A 16060-nucleotide genomic window follows, 5' to 3' on the forward strand; every position below is an offset into this window, starting at 1 on the left:
CATGGCGCACAATTTTTTAATTGAACTCGGTACCGAAGAGCTGCCACCGAAAGCACTTCGCTCACTAGCAGAAGCGTTTGCAGCAAACTTTGCCGCAGAGCTAAACAACGCTGAAATCGCCTTTGATGATCTTAAGTGGTACGCGACCCCTCGTCGCCTTGCGCTTAAAATTGCCAACCTTGCCGATAGTCAAGCAGACAAAATCGTTGAAAAACGTGGTCCTGCTGTTTCTGCTGCATTTGACGCAGAAGGCAACGCAACCAAAGCCGCTCAAGGCTGGGCGCGCGGTTGTGGCATCACAGTAGACCAAGCAGAGCGCATGGTGACTGACAAAGGTGAATGGCTACTGTTCAAACAAGAAGTGAAAGGTCAGCCTGTTAAAGAGCTAGTGGTCGCTTTTGCTGCGAAAGCACTCGCAAACCTGCCAATCCCTAAAGCAATGCGCTGGGGTAACTCTGACATTCAATTTATCCGCCCAGTGAAAACACTAACGATTCTGCTTGGTGACGAGCTAATCGAAGGTGAAATCCTTGGCGTTGCTTCTGCGCGTACTCTACGTGGCCACCGCTTCATGGGTGAACGTGAGTTCACGATCGATTCAGCGGATCAATACCCTGCGATTCTTGAAGAGCGCGGTAAAGTCATGGCTGATTACGATGCGCGTAAAGCCATCATCCTTGCTGATGCTCAAAAAGCAGCCGCAGCAGTCGGTGGTACCGCGGATCTAGAAGACGACTTGGTTGAAGAAGTCACGTCTCTGGTTGAATGGCCTGTTGTGCTAACCGCGAAATTTGAAGAAGAATTCCTAAAAGTTCCTTCTGAAGCGTTGGTTTACACCATGAAAGGTGACCAAAAGTACTTCCCTGTCTACGATGACAACAAGAAGCTACTACCAAACTTCATCTTCGTATCAAACATTGAGTCGAAAGAACCTCGCCACGTTATCGAAGGTAACGAGAAAGTGGTTCGTCCACGTCTAGCTGACGCGGAATTCTTCTTCAATACTGACCGTAAGAGCCCGCTGATTGATCGCCTACCGCAACTTGAAACGGCTATCTTCCAGAAGCAACTTGGTACAATCAAAGACAAAACAGACCGCATCACTGAACTGGCTGGCTACATTGCTGAGCAAATCGGTGCTGACGTTGAGAAATCTCAACGTGCTGGCCTGTTAGCGAAATGCGACCTAATGACCTCGATGGTATTCGAATTTACCGATACCCAAGGCGTTATGGGCATGCACTACGCAACGCATGATGGTGAAGATGAGCAAGTTGCACTGGCACTTTACGAGCAATACATGCCTCGTTTCGCTGGTGATGACCTACCAAGCACGGGCATCTCTTCAGCGGTTGCGATGGCAGACAAGCTAGACACTATCGTGGGTATCTTCGGTATTGGCCAAGCACCAAAAGGTTCTGACCCGTTTGCACTACGTCGTGCATCTCTTGGTGTGCTACGAATCATCGTTGAAAACGGTTACAACCTAGACCTAGTTGATTTGATTGCTAAAGCGAAATCGCTACTTGGCGACAAACTGACTAACGCGAACGTTGAATCTGATGTATTGGAATTCATGCTAGGTCGTTTCCGCGCATGGTACCAAGACGCTGGCTTTAGCATCGATATTATTCAAGCGGTATTGGCGCGTCGTCCAACCAAACCAGCAGATTTCGACCAACGTGTTAAAGCGGTTTCTCACTTCCGTGAGCTAGAAGCAGCAGAAGCACTGGCAGCCGCGAATAAGCGTGTAGGTAACATCCTAGCGAAATTCGATGGTGAGCTTGCGGCTGAAATCAATCTAGCACTACTTCAAGAAGATGCAGAGAAAGCACTGGCGGAAAGCGTTGAAGTGATGACAGAAGCACTAGAGCCTGCGTTCGCAACGGGTAACTACCAAGAAGCGCTAAGCAAGCTGGCAGACCTACGCGAGCCAGTAGATGCGTTCTTCGACAACGTAATGGTAATGGCCGATGACGAAGCGTTAAAAACCAACCGTCTAACGCTACTAAACAACCTACGTAACCTATTCCTACAAATTGCAGATATTTCTTTACTGCAAAAGTAGACGACCAAGATAAGGGCGCTTTTCACTCGGCGTCCATTATTCTTGTGTGATAAAAAGCCCAGCTCATTGAGTTTGGGCTTTTTTTATTGAATCGTGATTTTGTGCTTTTCGTCTCTTATTCATTACGGTATGTTCAAGGATTACTCGATTCGTCAGCGACGCACTGACGCCACGCACATGAAAGCAAACACAATGTATTAGGTTTAACAGCACATGCAGTTCTCTAAATTTGGTGAAAAATTCAATCAGTACTCTGGCATTACCCAGTTAATGGACGATCTTAATGATGGCCTGCGCACGCCGGGCGCCATCATGCTTGGTGGAGGCAACCCAGCCGCGATTCCCGCCATGCTCGACTACTTTCACCAAGCCAGTAACGAAATGCTCGCCAACGGAGAACTCATCGCCGCTTTAGCCAACTATGATGGCCCACAAGGTAAAGATGCCTTTGTGAAAGCGTTAGCATGTTTGTTCCGCGAAACCTACGGCTGGGACATCAGCGAGAAAAACATCAGTCTGACCAATGGCAGCCAAAGTGGCTTCTTCTACTTGTTTAATTTACTCGCCGGTAAGCAAGCCGACGGATCACACAAGAAAGTCTTACTGCCACTCGCCCCAGAATACATCGGCTATGGCGATGCGGGCATCGATGAAGATATCTTTATCTCCTACCAACCGGAAATAGAGCGCCTAGATAACGGTTTATTCAAATACCACGTGGATTTTGAACAACTGACGGTGGATGATTCGATTGCCGCGATCTGCGCATCGCGCCCGACCAACCCAACTGGCAATGTGCTGACCGACGAAGAAATTCATAAACTGGATAAACTGGCACGCCAACACAATATTCCCCTGATCATTGATAATGCTTACGGCTTGCCGTTCCCAAATATCATCTTTGCTGATGTGCAGCCATTCTGGAATGAAAATACCATCTTGTGCATGAGCCTATCGAAACTCGGTCTACCTGGCGTACGTTGTGGCATTGTGATCGCCAATGAAACGATCACCTCTGCAATGACCAATATGAATGGCATCATCAGCTTAGCGCCAAGTAGCGTTGGCCCTGCGTATGCCAACCATATGATCGAAAAAGGCGATTTACTCAAACTCAGTACTGATGTGATCAAACCGTTTTACCGACAAAAAGCGCTGCGCGCGGTCGAACTGTTGCAACAAGCGATCACTGATGAGCGCTTTCGCATTCACAAACCTGAAGGCGCCATTTTCCTTTGGTTGTGGTTTGATGAGCTGCCGATCACGACCATGGAGTTGTATGCGCGTTTAAAAGCGCGTGGTGTGTTGGTTGTTCCAGGAGAGTATTTCTTTATTGGACAAAGCGAAGGCTGGGATCATGCGCACCAATGCTTACGTATGAACTACGTACAAGAAGATGAGATGATGCAAAAAGGCATTACGATTATCGCGGAAGAAGTGGCAAAAGCTTACGCCGAATAACCCATAGGGTACGATTCATCCAGCCCAAAACTAAAAAGAGCGCCCTTTCCTTTTCGGAACGGCGCTCTTTCTCATTCTATAACGTTCGCGATAAGGCGCGATTGATCGTCACAATGAATTAGTTGTTATCAATCAGCTGGCTGCCACCAATGGCGATCTTACGTGGTTTCATCGCTTCTGGAATTTCGCGCACCAAATCGATGTGCAGCAAACCATTTTCCATTGAAGCACCGGCAACCGTCACGTAATCGGCTAATTGGAATTTACGTTCAAAATCACGTTCAGCAATACCTTGATAAACGTAGTTTTTGCCTTCTTCCGCTTTACGCTCACCCTTCACAATCAACATGTTCTCATTCTGAGTGAGATCAAGCTGCTCTTCAGCAAAACCAGCAACCGCCATCGTAATGCGGAAATGATGCTCGTCTTTTTGTTCAATGTTGTACGGAGGGTAACCGCCAGAAGTGTTCTTCGCGCTTTGGTTTTCCATCAAATGGAACAGACGGTCAAAGCCAATCGCATTACGGTATAGTGGTGAGAAATCAACATTACGCATAAACCTATCCTCTTAATAAGCAATAGTCTTAACTCTTAATATGAGCTAAGAGTTTTGAAACGACACTCCTCAGGCCAACGTTGGCGCGGGGACATGGGTTCAAATAAATTTTCAAATTATCGACTAACCCAAACTATCCTCACTTGAGCGATAGTGGCCAGTCATGTCAGAGGGGCTGTTCTTCTCTTGTTGAGCAAGCTCGCCATTCCTCTTCATTAATAGATATGCGGACAGCGGCATTCGCTTTCAAGGGGACGGCGGTTAAATTCATCTCCACCAGCTTCAGAAAACCACAGAGACGACAAACAACAGAAACAAAAAAGCACCACCCAAAGGCAGTGCTTTCATTTTTATCTTCTCTACGAAAAGAGCTAAACCATTAATTGCTTCGAGGCTAAGTTAGTTCGCATTAGTTCAAGCGAGGCTCACGCAGCATACAAGTGTATGTGAGTCCGCCGAACGCAGAAATCATGCGTAATAACGACGCATCGCAGTGATTAAACGTCTAGGTTCGCTACTTTTAACGCGTTCTCTTCAATGAAGTTACGACGCGGCTCAACTTGGTCACCCATCAAGGTAGTAAACAATTGGTCTGCGCCTACCGCATCTTCAATGGTTACTTGCATCATGCGACGCGTTTCTGGGTCCATGGTGGTTTCCCAAAGCTGATCTGGGTTCATCTCACCTAGACCTTTGTAGCGTTGTAGGCTTAGGCCACGACGCGACTCTTTGATTAGCCACTCAAGTGCGGCTGCAAAGCTTGCCACTGGCTGAGTACGCTCGCCACGTTTAATGTATGCATCTTCTTCAATCAAGCCGTCTAACGCTTCAGAAAGAGAGGCTAGCTTGCCGTATTCTTTCGAGTTCAGTAGATCCGCGCTCAATGGGTAGTAGTGCGTCACACCATGTGTACGAACGACGATCTTAGGCAAGAAGATACCCAACTCTTCATTCGCTTCCACTTCGAAGCTGTATTGGCTTGCACCAACTTCTTTCGCATTAAGCTGTTCAACTAGGTTTTGAGTCCATGCTTCAACCGCCGCAGTCTCTTTACATTGTTCAACCGTAATACGAGGCGTGTAAATAAACTCATGAATCATCGCACGAGGGTAACGACGGCTCATACGATCAACCAGCTTAATCGCCGCATTATATTGCTGAACCAGCTTCTCTAGTGATTCACCAGATAGCGCAGGCGCTTCTGGGTTTACGTGTAGAGCCGCGTTATCCAGTGCCAACGACACTTGATACTGGTTCATTGCATCTTCATCTTTGATGTACTGCTCTTGCTTACCTTTCTTCACTTTGTAAAGTGGTGGCTGAGCGATGTAGATGTAACCACGTTCAATCAGTTCTGGCATTTGACGGTAGAAGAACGTCAGTAGCAAAGTACGGATGTGCGAACCATCGACATCGGCATCGGTCATGATGATGATGTTGTGGTAGCGCAGTTTATCTGGGTTGTATTCGTCGCGGCCGATACCACAACCAAGAGCGGTGATAAGCGTTGCCACTTCTTGAGAAGACAGCATCTTATCGAAACGCGCTTTCTCTACGTTTAGGATTTTACCTTTTAGTGGCAGAATCGCTTGGTTCTTACGGTTACGCCCCTGCTTGGCTGAGCCGCCAGCAGAGTCCCCTTCCACAATGTAGAGTTCAGAAAGCGCAGGGTCTTTCTCTTGGCAGTCGGCCAGTTTACCTGGGAGACCGGCTAAATCTAATGCGCCTTTACGACGAGTCATTTCACGAGCTCGACGAGCGGCTTCACGAGCACGCGCGGCATCGATGATTTTTGAACAAACCATCTTCGCTTCGGTTGGGTTCTCAATTAGGAACTCAGCCAGTTTCTCACCCATTGCAGATTCAACTGCCGATTTCACTTCAGATGAAACCAGTTTGTCTTTGGTTTGGCTTGAGAATTTTGGATCAGGCACTTTCACTGAAACAACCGCGGTTAGACCTTCACGTGCATCATCACCTGAAGTGGCGGTTTTCGCTTTCTTAGAGAAACCTTCTTTATCCATGAATGAGTTTAGCGTACGCGTTAGTGCCGCACGGAAACCCGCAAGGTGAGTACCACCATCGCGTTGAGGGATGTTGTTGGTGAAACAGTAGATGTTCTCTTGGAAACCATCGTTCCACTGCATCGCTACTTCAACGGTGATGCCATCTTCACGTTCGAAATCGAAGTGGAAAATTTTATCAATGATTGGCGTTTTGTTGGTGTTTAGGTGCTCAACGAAAGCTTGGATACCGCCTTGAAACTCAAAGTGGTCACTCTTGTCTTCTTCACGCTCATCGATCAATTTAATTGATACGCCTGAGTTCAAGAAAGAGAGTTCGCGTAGACGCTTAGCAAGAATATCGTAATGGAATTCAAGAACGTTCGTGAACGTTTGATCACTTGGCCAAAAACGGATTTTGGTACCCGTTTTATCGGTATCGCCAACAACAGCAAGCGGTGCTTGAGGTTCACCATGGCAATAAGTCTGTGTATGAAGATGACCACCACGCCAGATCGTCAGCTCTACTTTTTCTGATAGTGCGTTTACAACTGAAACACCTACACCGTGTAGACCACCCGATACTTTGTATGAGTTATCATCAAACTTACCACCAGCGTGAAGAACCGTCATGATAACTTCAGCAGCCGATACGTTCTCTTCTGGGTGTAATTCGGTTGGAATGCCACGACCATCATCGCTGACTGAAACTGAGTTATCCTCATGGATTGTCACAACGATGTCTTTACAGTGACCAGCCAACGCTTCATCAATTGAGTTATCTACCACCTCAAAAACCATGTGGTGAAGACCGGTGCCATCATCCGTGTCGCCGATGTACATACCTGGACGCTTACGAACCGCATCCAGACCCTTCAGTACTTTAATACTCGATGAATCGTAATTTTCAGACATGAATTATCTTCCGCTATTTATCGTTGTTCTATTGTGCCATGTTCCACATGGAACATCTTGCCATTCTCACCGCGCATGTCGGCAATATGGCTTTCGGTTATAGAACTTACAAAAACTTGAGCCCCCGTCTCTTTTAAGCAATCTGCGAGACGCTTACGACGTTGACTATCTAATTCCGATGCAAAGTCATCAATGAGGTAAATGCATTGCTTTCCGGTCATTTCCGTTAAGTGTTGTCCTTGCGCGACGCGCAATGCACACACCATCAACTTAAGTTGACCACGTGATAGCACATCTTCAACTGGTGTTGCGTTTACCTTGATGCGTAAATCTGCTTTGTTTGGCCCACTAAAGGTGTAACCTAACGATTGATCACGCTCGAAGTTTTTCTCGAGGAGTTCTTGATAAGGTGTGTCTTTATCCCAGCCTCGATAATACTTCAATTGAATATCAAATTCTGGCAAAAATAGCTTACATAGTTGCTCAGCTTTGGCGCTCATTTGCTCAATATACAGAGCCCGCCATTGGCTTATATTCTCAGCCAAACGCGCCATCTCTTGATCCCAATAGCTGAGTTCTCGATAACTACGCGCGGTTTTTAATAGTGCATTGCGTTGCTTGTTTAATCGTTTAAAACGACCCCAAGCATCAAAAAATGCAGGTTCGGTATGAAATACGCCCCAATCAATAAAAGCACGGCGATGTTTAGGCCCATCCGTCAACAAATCAAACCCTTCAGGGTGAATCAGTTGCAATGGTAGCACTTGCGCGAGCTGAGCTAATTTTTGGCCAGATTGACCGCCTATTTTAACCTCTGTCGTGCCATCACGCTGCTTATTAATGCCAATTGGTAGCTCAAATTGATCCGAGTTCAAAAAACGGCCATGCACGAACAACTCGTCGCATTCATTTTGGATAACTCGCCCAGTCAATGAACTCTTAAATGAGCGGCCATGGCCGAGTAAGTAGATGGCTTCCAGTACGCTGGTTTTGCCACTACCATTGGGACCGATAAGAAAGTTAAAGCCTGCTGATAGGTCAATATCACAGGCTCTAATATTTCTAAATTGCTGAATAACGAGGCGAGAAAGCGGCATGCTATAGTCGAATCGGCATCACCACGTAAAGTGCGCTGTCATCGTCTGCATTTTCAATTAACGCACTGGCATTAGCATCAGACATCGATAGGCGAACTTTATCGCAACGAAGCGTATTCAGAACATCCAGAACGTAACTCACGTTAAAACCGATTTCGATCGCGTCACCTTCAAAGGTCACGTCTAACATCTCTTCCGCTTCTTCTTGCTCTGGGTTATTGGCCGTAATGCGCATTTCGTTATCGGCTAAGTTAACGCGCACACCACGGAATTTTTCATTCGATAGAATCGCGGCACGTGAAAATGCTTGGCGTAACTCATCACAATCCGCTTCTAGCGTTTTAGTGGTGGTTTGCGGCATTACGCGGCGATAATCAGGGAAACGACCATCCACCAACTTAGAAGTGAAGACAAAGTTGTTCACTTCTGCACGCACATTTGAGCTGCCGATCTGGAGAACTACCGGCTGTTCTGGTGCATCCAACAGTTTCACCAACTCTTGCACGCCTTTGCGTGGCACGATGATTTGTTTTGTCGCAAAATCGGCACCAAGAGACACCAACGATACCGCCATACGGTGGCCATCAGTTGCGACGCTTCGTAGTGTCGTGCCATCGATTTCAAACAACATGCCGTTAAGGTAGTAACGCACATCTTGGTTCGCCATTGAGAATTGTGTTTTCTCAATCAAACCACGCAGTTCTGCTTGGCTCAGTGATACTTCGACTTCACTTTGCCAATCTTCGATATTTGGGAAATCATTCGCAGGCAATGTCGCCAATGAGAAACGGCTACGACCAGAACGAACTTGCACGCGATCGCCTTCAAGAATGAAAGTAATCACAGAGTTATCGGGTAAACCACGACAAATATCGAGGAACTTACGCGATGGCACAGTAATGCTACCCGCTTCAAAATCCCCTTCGAGCGTCACGCGGCTGATCAACTCTACTTCTAAATCAGTGGCCGTCATGGATAAGGTGTTTTCTTCTACCTTAAGCAATAGGTTTCCTAAGATAGGCAGGGTTGGACGCCCACCTAAAGCACCCGACACTTGTTGTAGGGGTTTAAGTAGATGACTACGTTCGATGGAAAATTTCATAATGCGCTCTTGTTTGAATTCGTTATAGCTTTACGTTCGGCTATTGCTTCTTTAGCCAATAGTAGCCACTGCCTAGAATACCGCGAATTACGATGAAAGGGTACGAATCAAGTTCGAGTAATCTTCTTTGATGTCGTGGCTTTCTTCACGCAGTTGAGCGATTTTACGACAGGCATGCAATACCGTCGTATGGTCACGACCACCAAATGCATCACCGATCTCAGGCAAACTGTGGTTGGTCAATTCTTTCGACAGAGCCATGGCTAACTGGCGAGGACGCGCAACAGAACGCGAGCGGCGTTTTGACAATAAGTCCGCGACTTTAATCTTGTAGTATTCCGCCACGGTTTTTTGAATATTGTCGATGGTCACCAGCTTCTCTTGCAGAGCCAGCAAGTCACGCAGTGCTTCACGTACAAAATCAATCGTGATTGGGCGACCGGTAAAATTGGCATTTGCAATCACACGGTTTAATGCGCCTTCCAGTTCACGAACGTTTGAACGCAGGCGCTTAGCAATAAAGAACGCCACTTCATCAGCAAGATGAATTTGGTGATCTTCCGCTTTTTTCATCAAGATCGCGACGCGCGTTTCAAGCTCAGGTGGCTCAATCGCAACGGTCAAACCCCAACCAAAACGCGATTTCAAGCGATCTTCTACGCCGTTGATCTCTTTCGGATAACGGTCAGACGTTAGAATGATCTGTTGATTGCCTTCTAATAAGGCATTGAAAGTGTGGAAGAACTCTTCTTGAGAGCGCTCTTTATTGGCGAAAAATTGAATATCATCGATAAGTAACGCGTCAACACTGCGGTAGTAGCGTTTGAACTCTTCAATCGCGTTATTTTGCAGCGCTTTCACCATATCCTGCACAAAACGCTCAGAGTGCATGTAGATAACTTTCGCATTCGGCTTGTTATCGATAATCGCATTACCCACCGCATGCAACAGGTGGGTTTTACCCAAACCAGTGCCGCCATATAAGAATAATGGGTTGTATGCTGTGCCCGGATTATCCGAAACCTGACGAGCCGCCGCCAAACCAAGTTGGTTTGATTTACCTTCAACAAAGTTATTGAACTTATGCTTAGGGTTAACGTTAGAGCGATGGTTGATATTCGCTAACGCTTTGTCGTCATCGTCCCAGGTCTTATGAACCGGTTTACGCGCTTGCAATTGTGCAGGAGCTGAAGACAGCGCAGCCACATCCGCAGGCGTACGTTTTGGCGCCGCTTGTGGTGCTGATACGGGGCGACTACCTACTTCAAAACGTAAGTTAGGGATATCGTTACCGCAATACTGTTGCAGTAAACGATTGATGCTATTGAGGTACTTATCTCGAACCCAATCCAATACAAAACGGTTAGGTGCAAATAAGGTTAGCGTATTGTCACTGAGCTCCGCTTGTAGCGGACGTACCCACATACTGAATTCTGTAGCTGGTAGCTCTTCTTGAAGCTGTTGCAAACATTGCAACCAAAGCGAAGATGACACAGTGCCCCCACTCGAAGTAAATAGATCGGAAAAGATTGGCGATTTTACCTGTTGATAACCAAGATCACCAGCGATTGATCGGCGATCCGGTGAATAAGATCCAAGTTATTCACAATTTTTCTGCCATTATTCGCGAGATCATCACACCTCATCCCTGTCTTACCCACAATTTGATCCACATTTTGCCTATTTAGCGCAGATCGTCACTTTGGTGATAAGTCTGTGAATGAATGTTTTTTTTATTACGTTATCCACAACTTCGTCTTTACCGATTGATTAACGTCTAACAAAGCATGTTCGTACTGTGAATAAAGCCGCTAACAATAAACTTATTACTAACCTGTCTAGGTTATCGCTCTTGGTTATTTATCTAATCAAGCTGCTAGACAGTAGTATTTATTCCCATAATTAGATGGAGCCTCGCTATGAAAAACTGGATTAAAGCAGCCATTGCTGTATTTGCACTCTCTGCTGCCACGGTACAAGCCGCTGAAACCGCTATCACAGAAGTAAAAGTTGGCATGTCAGGCCGCTACTTCCCGTTTACCTTTGTGGAAAAAGACAAGCTACAAGGATTTGAAGTGGATTTATGGGATGAAATCGGTCAACGAAATGGCTATCAAATCGAATACGTTACGGCGAGTTTTTCGGGGTTATTTGGCTTATTAGAAACAGGGCGAATCGATACAATATCGAACCAAATCACCATGACGGAAGCACGCCAAGCGAAGTTTCTTTTTGCTGACCCTTATGTCGTCGACGGGGCACAAATTACCGTACGAAAAGGCAATGACACCATTCAATCCGTCGATGATCTGGCCGGAAAAACGGTCGCAGTCAACCTAGGATCGAACTTTGAACAGCTATTGCGCAGTTTTGACAACGACAATCAGATCAACATTAAAACGTACGATACTGGTATTGAGCACGATGTGGCATTAGGCCGGGCTGATGCGTTTGTGATGGATCGCCTTTCCGCGCTGGAATTAATTAAAAAAACAGGATTGCCGCTGCAACTGGCTGGCGAACCCTTTGAAACCATCGAAAACGCGTGGCCATTTATCGACAACGCTCGAGGCAAGCAATTACAAGGCGAAGTAAACCAAGCTTTAGCTGATATGCGTGCCGATGGCAGCTTAAAAACCATTTCTGAAAAATGGTTTGGGGCAGATATCACTCATTAAGCACCCCAGCAACACCGTTAACAACGATAAAGGTGGAATCTGATTCCACCTTTTGTTTTCTCTTTTAGGTAGGAATTTATGGGATTCGATTTTAACTACATGCTGGAACTGATACCGATCCTGCTTAAATATCTCGGTACGACAATGGAAATGGCCACGCTCGGGTTGGTTTTCGCCCTGACATTGGCGGTCATATTGGCCAATATTCGCGTGTTTAGAATCCCTGTACTTGATCAACTCAGTCAGCTCTACATCAGCTTTTTCCGCGGAACCCCGCTGTTAGTTCAGTTGTTCCTACTTTACTACGGCCTCCCCCAAATCTTCCCGATCATGGTTGGGGTGGATGCTTTTAGCGCTGCCGTTATCGGCCTTACTTTGCACTTCGCTGCATACATGGCGGAAACCATTCGCGCTGCGATTATTGGTATCGATCGTAGCCAAATGGAAGCCAGTTTGTCCGTCGGTATGACGACCCCTCAAGCCATGCGACGTATTATCTTACCGCAAGCAACGCGAGTCGCATTGCCATCACTGATGAATTATTTCATCGATATGATCAAATCCACTTCGCTGGCATTTACCTTAGGTGTCGCGGAAATTATGGCGAAAGCACAGATGGAAGCCTCATCCAGTTTTCGATTTTTTGAGGCGTTTTTAGCCGTCGCACTGATTTATTGGGGTGTCGTGGTGATTTTGACCCGAGTACAAACATGGGCAGAAGTAAAATTAAATAGGGCCTATCTACGATGATTCGATTAAATAATATTCATAAACATTTTGGTGATACCGAAGTGTTAAAGGGCATTAATCTTGAGATAAACAAAGGTGAGATCATCGTGATTATCGGCTCTAGTGGCACCGGTAAATCAACGCTATTGCGCTGCGTGAACTTCTTAGAACAAGCCAATCAGGGATCGATTCAAATCGATGATGTCACGGTTGATAGTGTCAAACACACCAAAGCGGAAGTGCTCTCACTACGACGAAAAACCGCTTTTGTGTTTCAAAACTACGCACTGTTTGCCCACATGACAGCACGACAAAACGTTGCTGAAGGACTCATTACCGTACGTGGTTGGAACAAAGCAGAAGCCTTAGAGAAAGCTCAGCAAATACTTGATAATATTGGACTTGGTGACAAGGGTGATAGTTATCCAGCCGCACTTTCTGGCGGGCAACAGCAACGCGTTGGGATTGGTAGAGCGATGGCATTACAGCCAGAATTGCTGCTATTTGATGAGCCCACCTCCGCGCTTGACCCCGAATGGGTCGGTGAAGTTTTGCAACTGATGAAACAACTCGCCGCACAACATCAAACCATGTTGGTGGTGACGCACGAAATGCAATTTGCTAAGGAAGTCGCGGATCGCGTGATCTTCATGGCAGAGGGGCATATTGTTGAACAAGGATCGCCTCAAGAGCTGTTCAATAATCCACAAGATCCGAGATTGAAGAAATTCCTCAATCAAGTCGGTGTAGAATAAAGATCAAGATAAGGATCGTTTGATCCTTGAGATTTTGCTCACACTACGTATAATCGCCCGACGCGGAATTTCACACACATGAGTCGTTGACACAATTTGTGAGTGTGATTACAATTCCGCCTCTTTGTTGAGAGGCGTCGGTTGTCCTCTATATATATAAAGAAGACTCCATGCCCACGCCGGGTTAACTAAAGAACCTAAAACTACTGATCAGTAAGGTATTAATCATGAAACGCACTTTTCAACCTACAGTTCTAAAGCGCAAGCGTACTCACGGCTTCCGTGCACGCATGGCTACTAAGAACGGCCGTAAGGTTATCAATGCACGTCGTGCAAAAGGCCGTGCGCGCCTGTCAAAATAATCATTAGTTTATTTTGAATACGTACGCGTTCAATCGGGAGTTACGTTTGTTAACTCCCGAGCATTATCAAAATGTCTTCCAGCAAGCTCATCGAGCAGGCTCACCCCATTTCACCATCATTGCACGCAATAATAACCTATCTCATCCCCGACTAGGTTTAGCTGTTCCTAAGAAGCAAATTAAAACTGCTGTTGGTCGCAACCGCTTTAAGCGCTTATCTCGTGAAAGTTTCCGCAACCATCAACATAAACTTCCAAACAAAGATTTTGTTGTAATTGCTAAGAAATCTGCCCAAGATTTAAGCAATGAAGAAATGTTCAACCTACTCGAAAAGCTATGGCAGCGTCTGTCTCGCCCATCACGTGGCTAGCTATCGGCGTAGTCCGAATCTATCAAGGTCTCATTAGTCCTATTCTCGGACCACGCTGTCGTTTCCATCCAACTTGTTCAAGTTACGCTGTAGAAGCGTTGAAAGCTCACGGTTTTGTAAAAGGATGTTGGTTATCCAGCAAACGTCTATTAAAATGCCACCCTCTAAGTGAAGGGGGCTTTGACCCCGTTCCACCAATTCAAAAACAAGACAGAGATAAATAACGATGGATTCTCAACGTAATATCCTGTTAATCGCTCTAGCTTTGGTGTCCTTTCTACTTTACCAGCAATGGAATGTAGCTAAGAATCCAGCGCCTCAAGCGATTGAACAGGCTCAATCAAGCAGCTCCCTACCTGCACCATCTTTTGCCGATGAGCTTGACCCAGCGCCATCTCAACAGGCAGCTGCAAAAATAATTACTGTAACAACGGATGTATTAACTCTGTCTATTGATGCGGTTGGTGGTGATGTTGTTCAAGCCGACCTAAACCAATACTCAGCAGAATTGGATTCAACAGCACGTTTTGAATTACTGAAAGACGAAGCTGGCCACCAATTTATTGCTCAAAGTGGTCTTGTGGGCCCACAAGGCATCGATTTAAGCAGCACGAACCGTCCTGCTTACACTGTAAGCGCAGACAGCTTTACCATGGCTGATGGTCAAGATGAACTACGCATCCCAATGACTTACTCTGCAAACGGTATTGATTACATCAAAACTATCATCGTTAAACGTGGTAGCTATGCCGTTGATGTTGAGTACGAAGTTGTCAACAACTCTGGTGCAAATGCAACGTTCGGTATGTACGCTCACTTACGTCAAAACGTAATGGACGACGGTGGCAGCCTAACCATGCCAACTTACCGCGGTGGTGCTTACTCAACTCAAGATGTAAATTATAAAAAATACAGCTTTGATGATATGCAAGATCGCAACCTGTCTCTTAACCTGACTGATGGTCAAGGTTGGGCAGCGATGATTCAGCATTACTTTGCAGCGGCGTGGATTCCTCGTGATGAAGCGGGCACAAACTTGTACACACGTGTTATCGGCAACTTGGCTGATATCGGTGTACGCATGCCAAACAAAACGATTGCAAATGGTGACAACGCAAACTTCACAGCAACACTTTGGGTAGGTCCTAAACTACAAACTCAAATGGCTGAAGTTGCACCGCATCTAGACCTTGTGGTTGACTACGGTTGGCTATGGTTTATTGCAAAACCACTTCACTCACTGCTTTCATTTATTCACAGCTTCGTGGGTAACTGGGGTGTGGCAATCATCTTCCTAACGTTCATTGTTCGTGGTGCGATGTACCCACTAACAAAAGCGCAATACACCTCTATGGCGAAAATGCGCATGCTGCAACCAAAACTGGCTGCAATGCGTGAGCGTATCGGCGATGACCGTCAACGCATGAGCCAAGAGATGATGGAAATGTACAAGAAAGAGAAAGTAAACCCGCTAGGCGGCTGTTTACCTCTGATTCTACAGATGCCTATCTTCATTGCACTTTACTGGGCACTAATGGAATCGGTTGAGCTTCGTCACTCTCCATTCTTCGGTTGGATTCATGACTTATCAGCGCAAGACCCGTACTACATCTTGCCGCTACTGATGGGTGCTTCAATGTTCCTAATCCAGAAGATGAGCCCAACAACGGTTACAGACCCAATGCAGCAGAAGATCATGACCTTTATGCCGGTTATGTTTACTTTCTTCTTCCTGTTCTTCCCTTCAGGTCTTGTTCTATACTGGTTGGTATCGAACATTGTAACGCTTATCCAGCAATCGCTAATCTATAAAGCGCTGGAAAAGAAAGGCTTACATACTAAGTAAGAGTTAATCGAAGATAAAAGGCGGCCAAAAGGTCGCCTTTTTTATTTGAGCTGATTACAATTCAGCTAATTACGTTTTGTCGTGCCAACACTGGCACATTAAATTACAGGCATTCTTT

General features: G+C 46.0%; 14 protein-coding genes. 9 read left to right on the forward strand and 5 right to left on the reverse strand.

What is annotated here, in order from left to right; all coding sequences use genetic code 11:
• Window position 1: 1 nt before the first annotated feature.
• Both glyS and OJ16_RS09040 read left to right on the forward strand, forming a co-directional pair.
• Complete coding sequence (glyS, locus tag OJ16_RS09035) at window positions 2-2068, forward strand: glycine--tRNA ligase subunit beta (RefSeq protein ID WP_040989581.1); 2067 nt, start codon at window positions 2-4, stop codon at window positions 2066-2068.
• A gap of 213 nt (window positions 2069-2281) precedes the next feature.
• The gene (locus tag OJ16_RS09040) at window positions 2282-3529 is read left to right on the forward strand and encodes a valine--pyruvate transaminase (RefSeq protein WP_040989583.1); all 1248 of its coding nucleotides are present in this window, start codon (window positions 2282-2284) and stop codon (window positions 3527-3529) included.
• Between the two features lie 118 nt (window positions 3530-3647).
• Here OJ16_RS09040 and OJ16_RS09045 read toward each other — a convergent pair whose 3' ends face one another.
• From OJ16_RS09045 to dnaA, 5 genes are all read right to left on the reverse strand, one after another.
• Window positions 3648-4085 carry an Hsp20 family protein gene (locus tag OJ16_RS09045; protein WP_040989585.1) on the reverse strand — a complete coding sequence of 146 codons (438 nt, stop codon included), beginning with the start codon at window positions 4083-4085 and terminating at the stop codon, window positions 3648-3650.
• Window positions 4086-4582: 497 nt separating this feature from the next.
• Complete coding sequence (gyrB, locus tag OJ16_RS09050; protein WP_040989586.1) at window positions 4583-7003, reverse strand: DNA topoisomerase (ATP-hydrolyzing) subunit B; 2421 nt, start codon at window positions 7001-7003, stop codon at window positions 4583-4585.
• Window positions 7004-7020: 17 nt separating this feature from the next.
• Window positions 7021-8100 (reverse strand): DNA replication/repair protein RecF, encoded by a 1080-nt coding sequence (gene recF, locus OJ16_RS09055; protein ID WP_040989588.1) that lies wholly within the window; start codon window positions 8098-8100, stop codon window positions 7021-7023.
• Window position 8101: 1 nt separating this feature from the next.
• Window positions 8102-9202, reverse strand: coding sequence for a DNA polymerase III subunit beta (gene dnaN / locus OJ16_RS09060; protein ID WP_040989591.1), 1101 nt, complete (start codon window positions 9200-9202; stop codon window positions 8102-8104).
• 87 nt (window positions 9203-9289) lie between these two features.
• Entirely contained in the window at window positions 9290-10696 is a 1407-nt protein-coding gene (gene dnaA, locus OJ16_RS09065; RefSeq protein WP_040989593.1) for a chromosomal replication initiator protein DnaA, read from the reverse strand.
• Between the two features lie 425 nt (window positions 10697-11121).
• On the opposite strand from dnaA, the gene OJ16_RS09070 reads away from it, so the two are divergent.
• The 7 genes from OJ16_RS09070 (at window position 11122) to yidC (ending at window position 15942) form a co-directional block, all read left to right on the forward strand.
• Window positions 11122-11880 carry an amino acid ABC transporter substrate-binding protein gene (locus OJ16_RS09070; protein ID WP_040989595.1) on the forward strand — a complete coding sequence of 253 codons (759 nt, stop codon included), beginning with the start codon at window positions 11122-11124 and terminating at the stop codon, window positions 11878-11880.
• A gap of 78 nt (window positions 11881-11958) precedes the next feature.
• Window positions 11959-12630 carry an amino acid ABC transporter permease gene (locus tag OJ16_RS09075; RefSeq protein ID WP_040989597.1) on the forward strand — a complete coding sequence of 224 codons (672 nt, stop codon included), beginning with the start codon at window positions 11959-11961 and terminating at the stop codon, window positions 12628-12630.
• Window positions 12627-13364 (forward strand): amino acid ABC transporter ATP-binding protein, encoded by a 738-nt coding sequence (locus OJ16_RS09080; RefSeq protein WP_040989599.1) that lies wholly within the window; start codon window positions 12627-12629, stop codon window positions 13362-13364. Before OJ16_RS09075 ends, OJ16_RS09080 begins: the two co-directional genes overlap by 4 nt.
• Before the next feature lie 227 nt (window positions 13365-13591).
• Entirely contained in the window at window positions 13592-13726 is a 135-nt protein-coding gene (gene rpmH, locus OJ16_RS09085; protein WP_005378825.1) for a 50S ribosomal protein L34, read from the forward strand.
• A gap of 46 nt (window positions 13727-13772) precedes the next feature.
• Window positions 13773-14096, forward strand: a complete 324-nt coding sequence (rnpA, locus tag OJ16_RS09090; protein ID WP_236688393.1) for a ribonuclease P protein component — start codon at window positions 13773-13775, stop codon at window positions 14094-14096.
• A complete protein-coding gene (gene yidD, locus OJ16_RS19765; protein WP_082030228.1) occupies window positions 14063-14320 on the forward strand; it encodes a membrane protein insertion efficiency factor YidD in 258 nt (85 codons plus the stop codon). Before rnpA ends, yidD begins: the two co-directional genes overlap by 34 nt.
• Window positions 14321-14322: 2 nt before the next feature.
• Window positions 14323-15942, forward strand: coding sequence for a membrane protein insertase YidC (yidC, locus tag OJ16_RS09095; RefSeq protein ID WP_040989638.1), 1620 nt, complete (start codon window positions 14323-14325; stop codon window positions 15940-15942).
• Window positions 15943-16060 lie beyond the last annotated feature (118 nt).

Source organism: Vibrio renipiscarius (assembly GCF_000827885.1).
In the GTDB taxonomy this organism is placed as follows: domain Bacteria; phylum Pseudomonadota; class Gammaproteobacteria; order Enterobacterales; family Vibrionaceae; genus Vibrio; species Vibrio renipiscarius.

Coding starts and splice junctions, on each gene's coding strand:
- glyS (WP_040989581.1), top strand. CDS start 2: ATGGCGCACAATTTTTTAATTGAACTCGGTACCGAAGAGCTGCCACCG.
- OJ16_RS09040 (WP_040989583.1), top strand. CDS start 2,282: ATGCAGTTCTCTAAATTTGGTGAAAAATTCAATCAGTACTCTGGCATT.
- OJ16_RS09045 (WP_040989585.1), bottom strand. CDS start 4,085: ATGCGTAATGTTGATTTCTCACCACTATACCGTAATGCGATTGGCTTT.
- gyrB (WP_040989586.1), bottom strand. CDS start 7,003: ATGTCTGAAAATTACGATTCATCGAGTATTAAAGTACTGAAGGGTCTG.
- recF (WP_040989588.1), bottom strand. CDS start 8,100: ATGCCGCTTTCTCGCCTCGTTATTCAGCAATTTAGAAATATTAGAGCC.
- dnaN (WP_040989591.1), bottom strand. CDS start 9,202: ATGAAATTTTCCATCGAACGTAGTCATCTACTTAAACCCCTACAACAA.
- OJ16_RS09070 (WP_040989595.1), top strand. CDS start 11,122: ATGAAAAACTGGATTAAAGCAGCCATTGCTGTATTTGCACTCTCTGCT.
- OJ16_RS09075 (WP_040989597.1), top strand. CDS start 11,959: ATGGGATTCGATTTTAACTACATGCTGGAACTGATACCGATCCTGCTT.
- OJ16_RS09080 (WP_040989599.1), top strand. CDS start 12,627: ATGATTCGATTAAATAATATTCATAAACATTTTGGTGATACCGAAGTG.
- rpmH (WP_005378825.1), top strand. CDS start 13,592: ATGAAACGCACTTTTCAACCTACAGTTCTAAAGCGCAAGCGTACTCAC.
- yidD (WP_082030228.1), top strand. CDS start 14,063: ATGGCAGCGTCTGTCTCGCCCATCACGTGGCTAGCTATCGGCGTAGTC.
- yidC (WP_040989638.1), top strand. CDS start 14,323: ATGGATTCTCAACGTAATATCCTGTTAATCGCTCTAGCTTTGGTGTCC.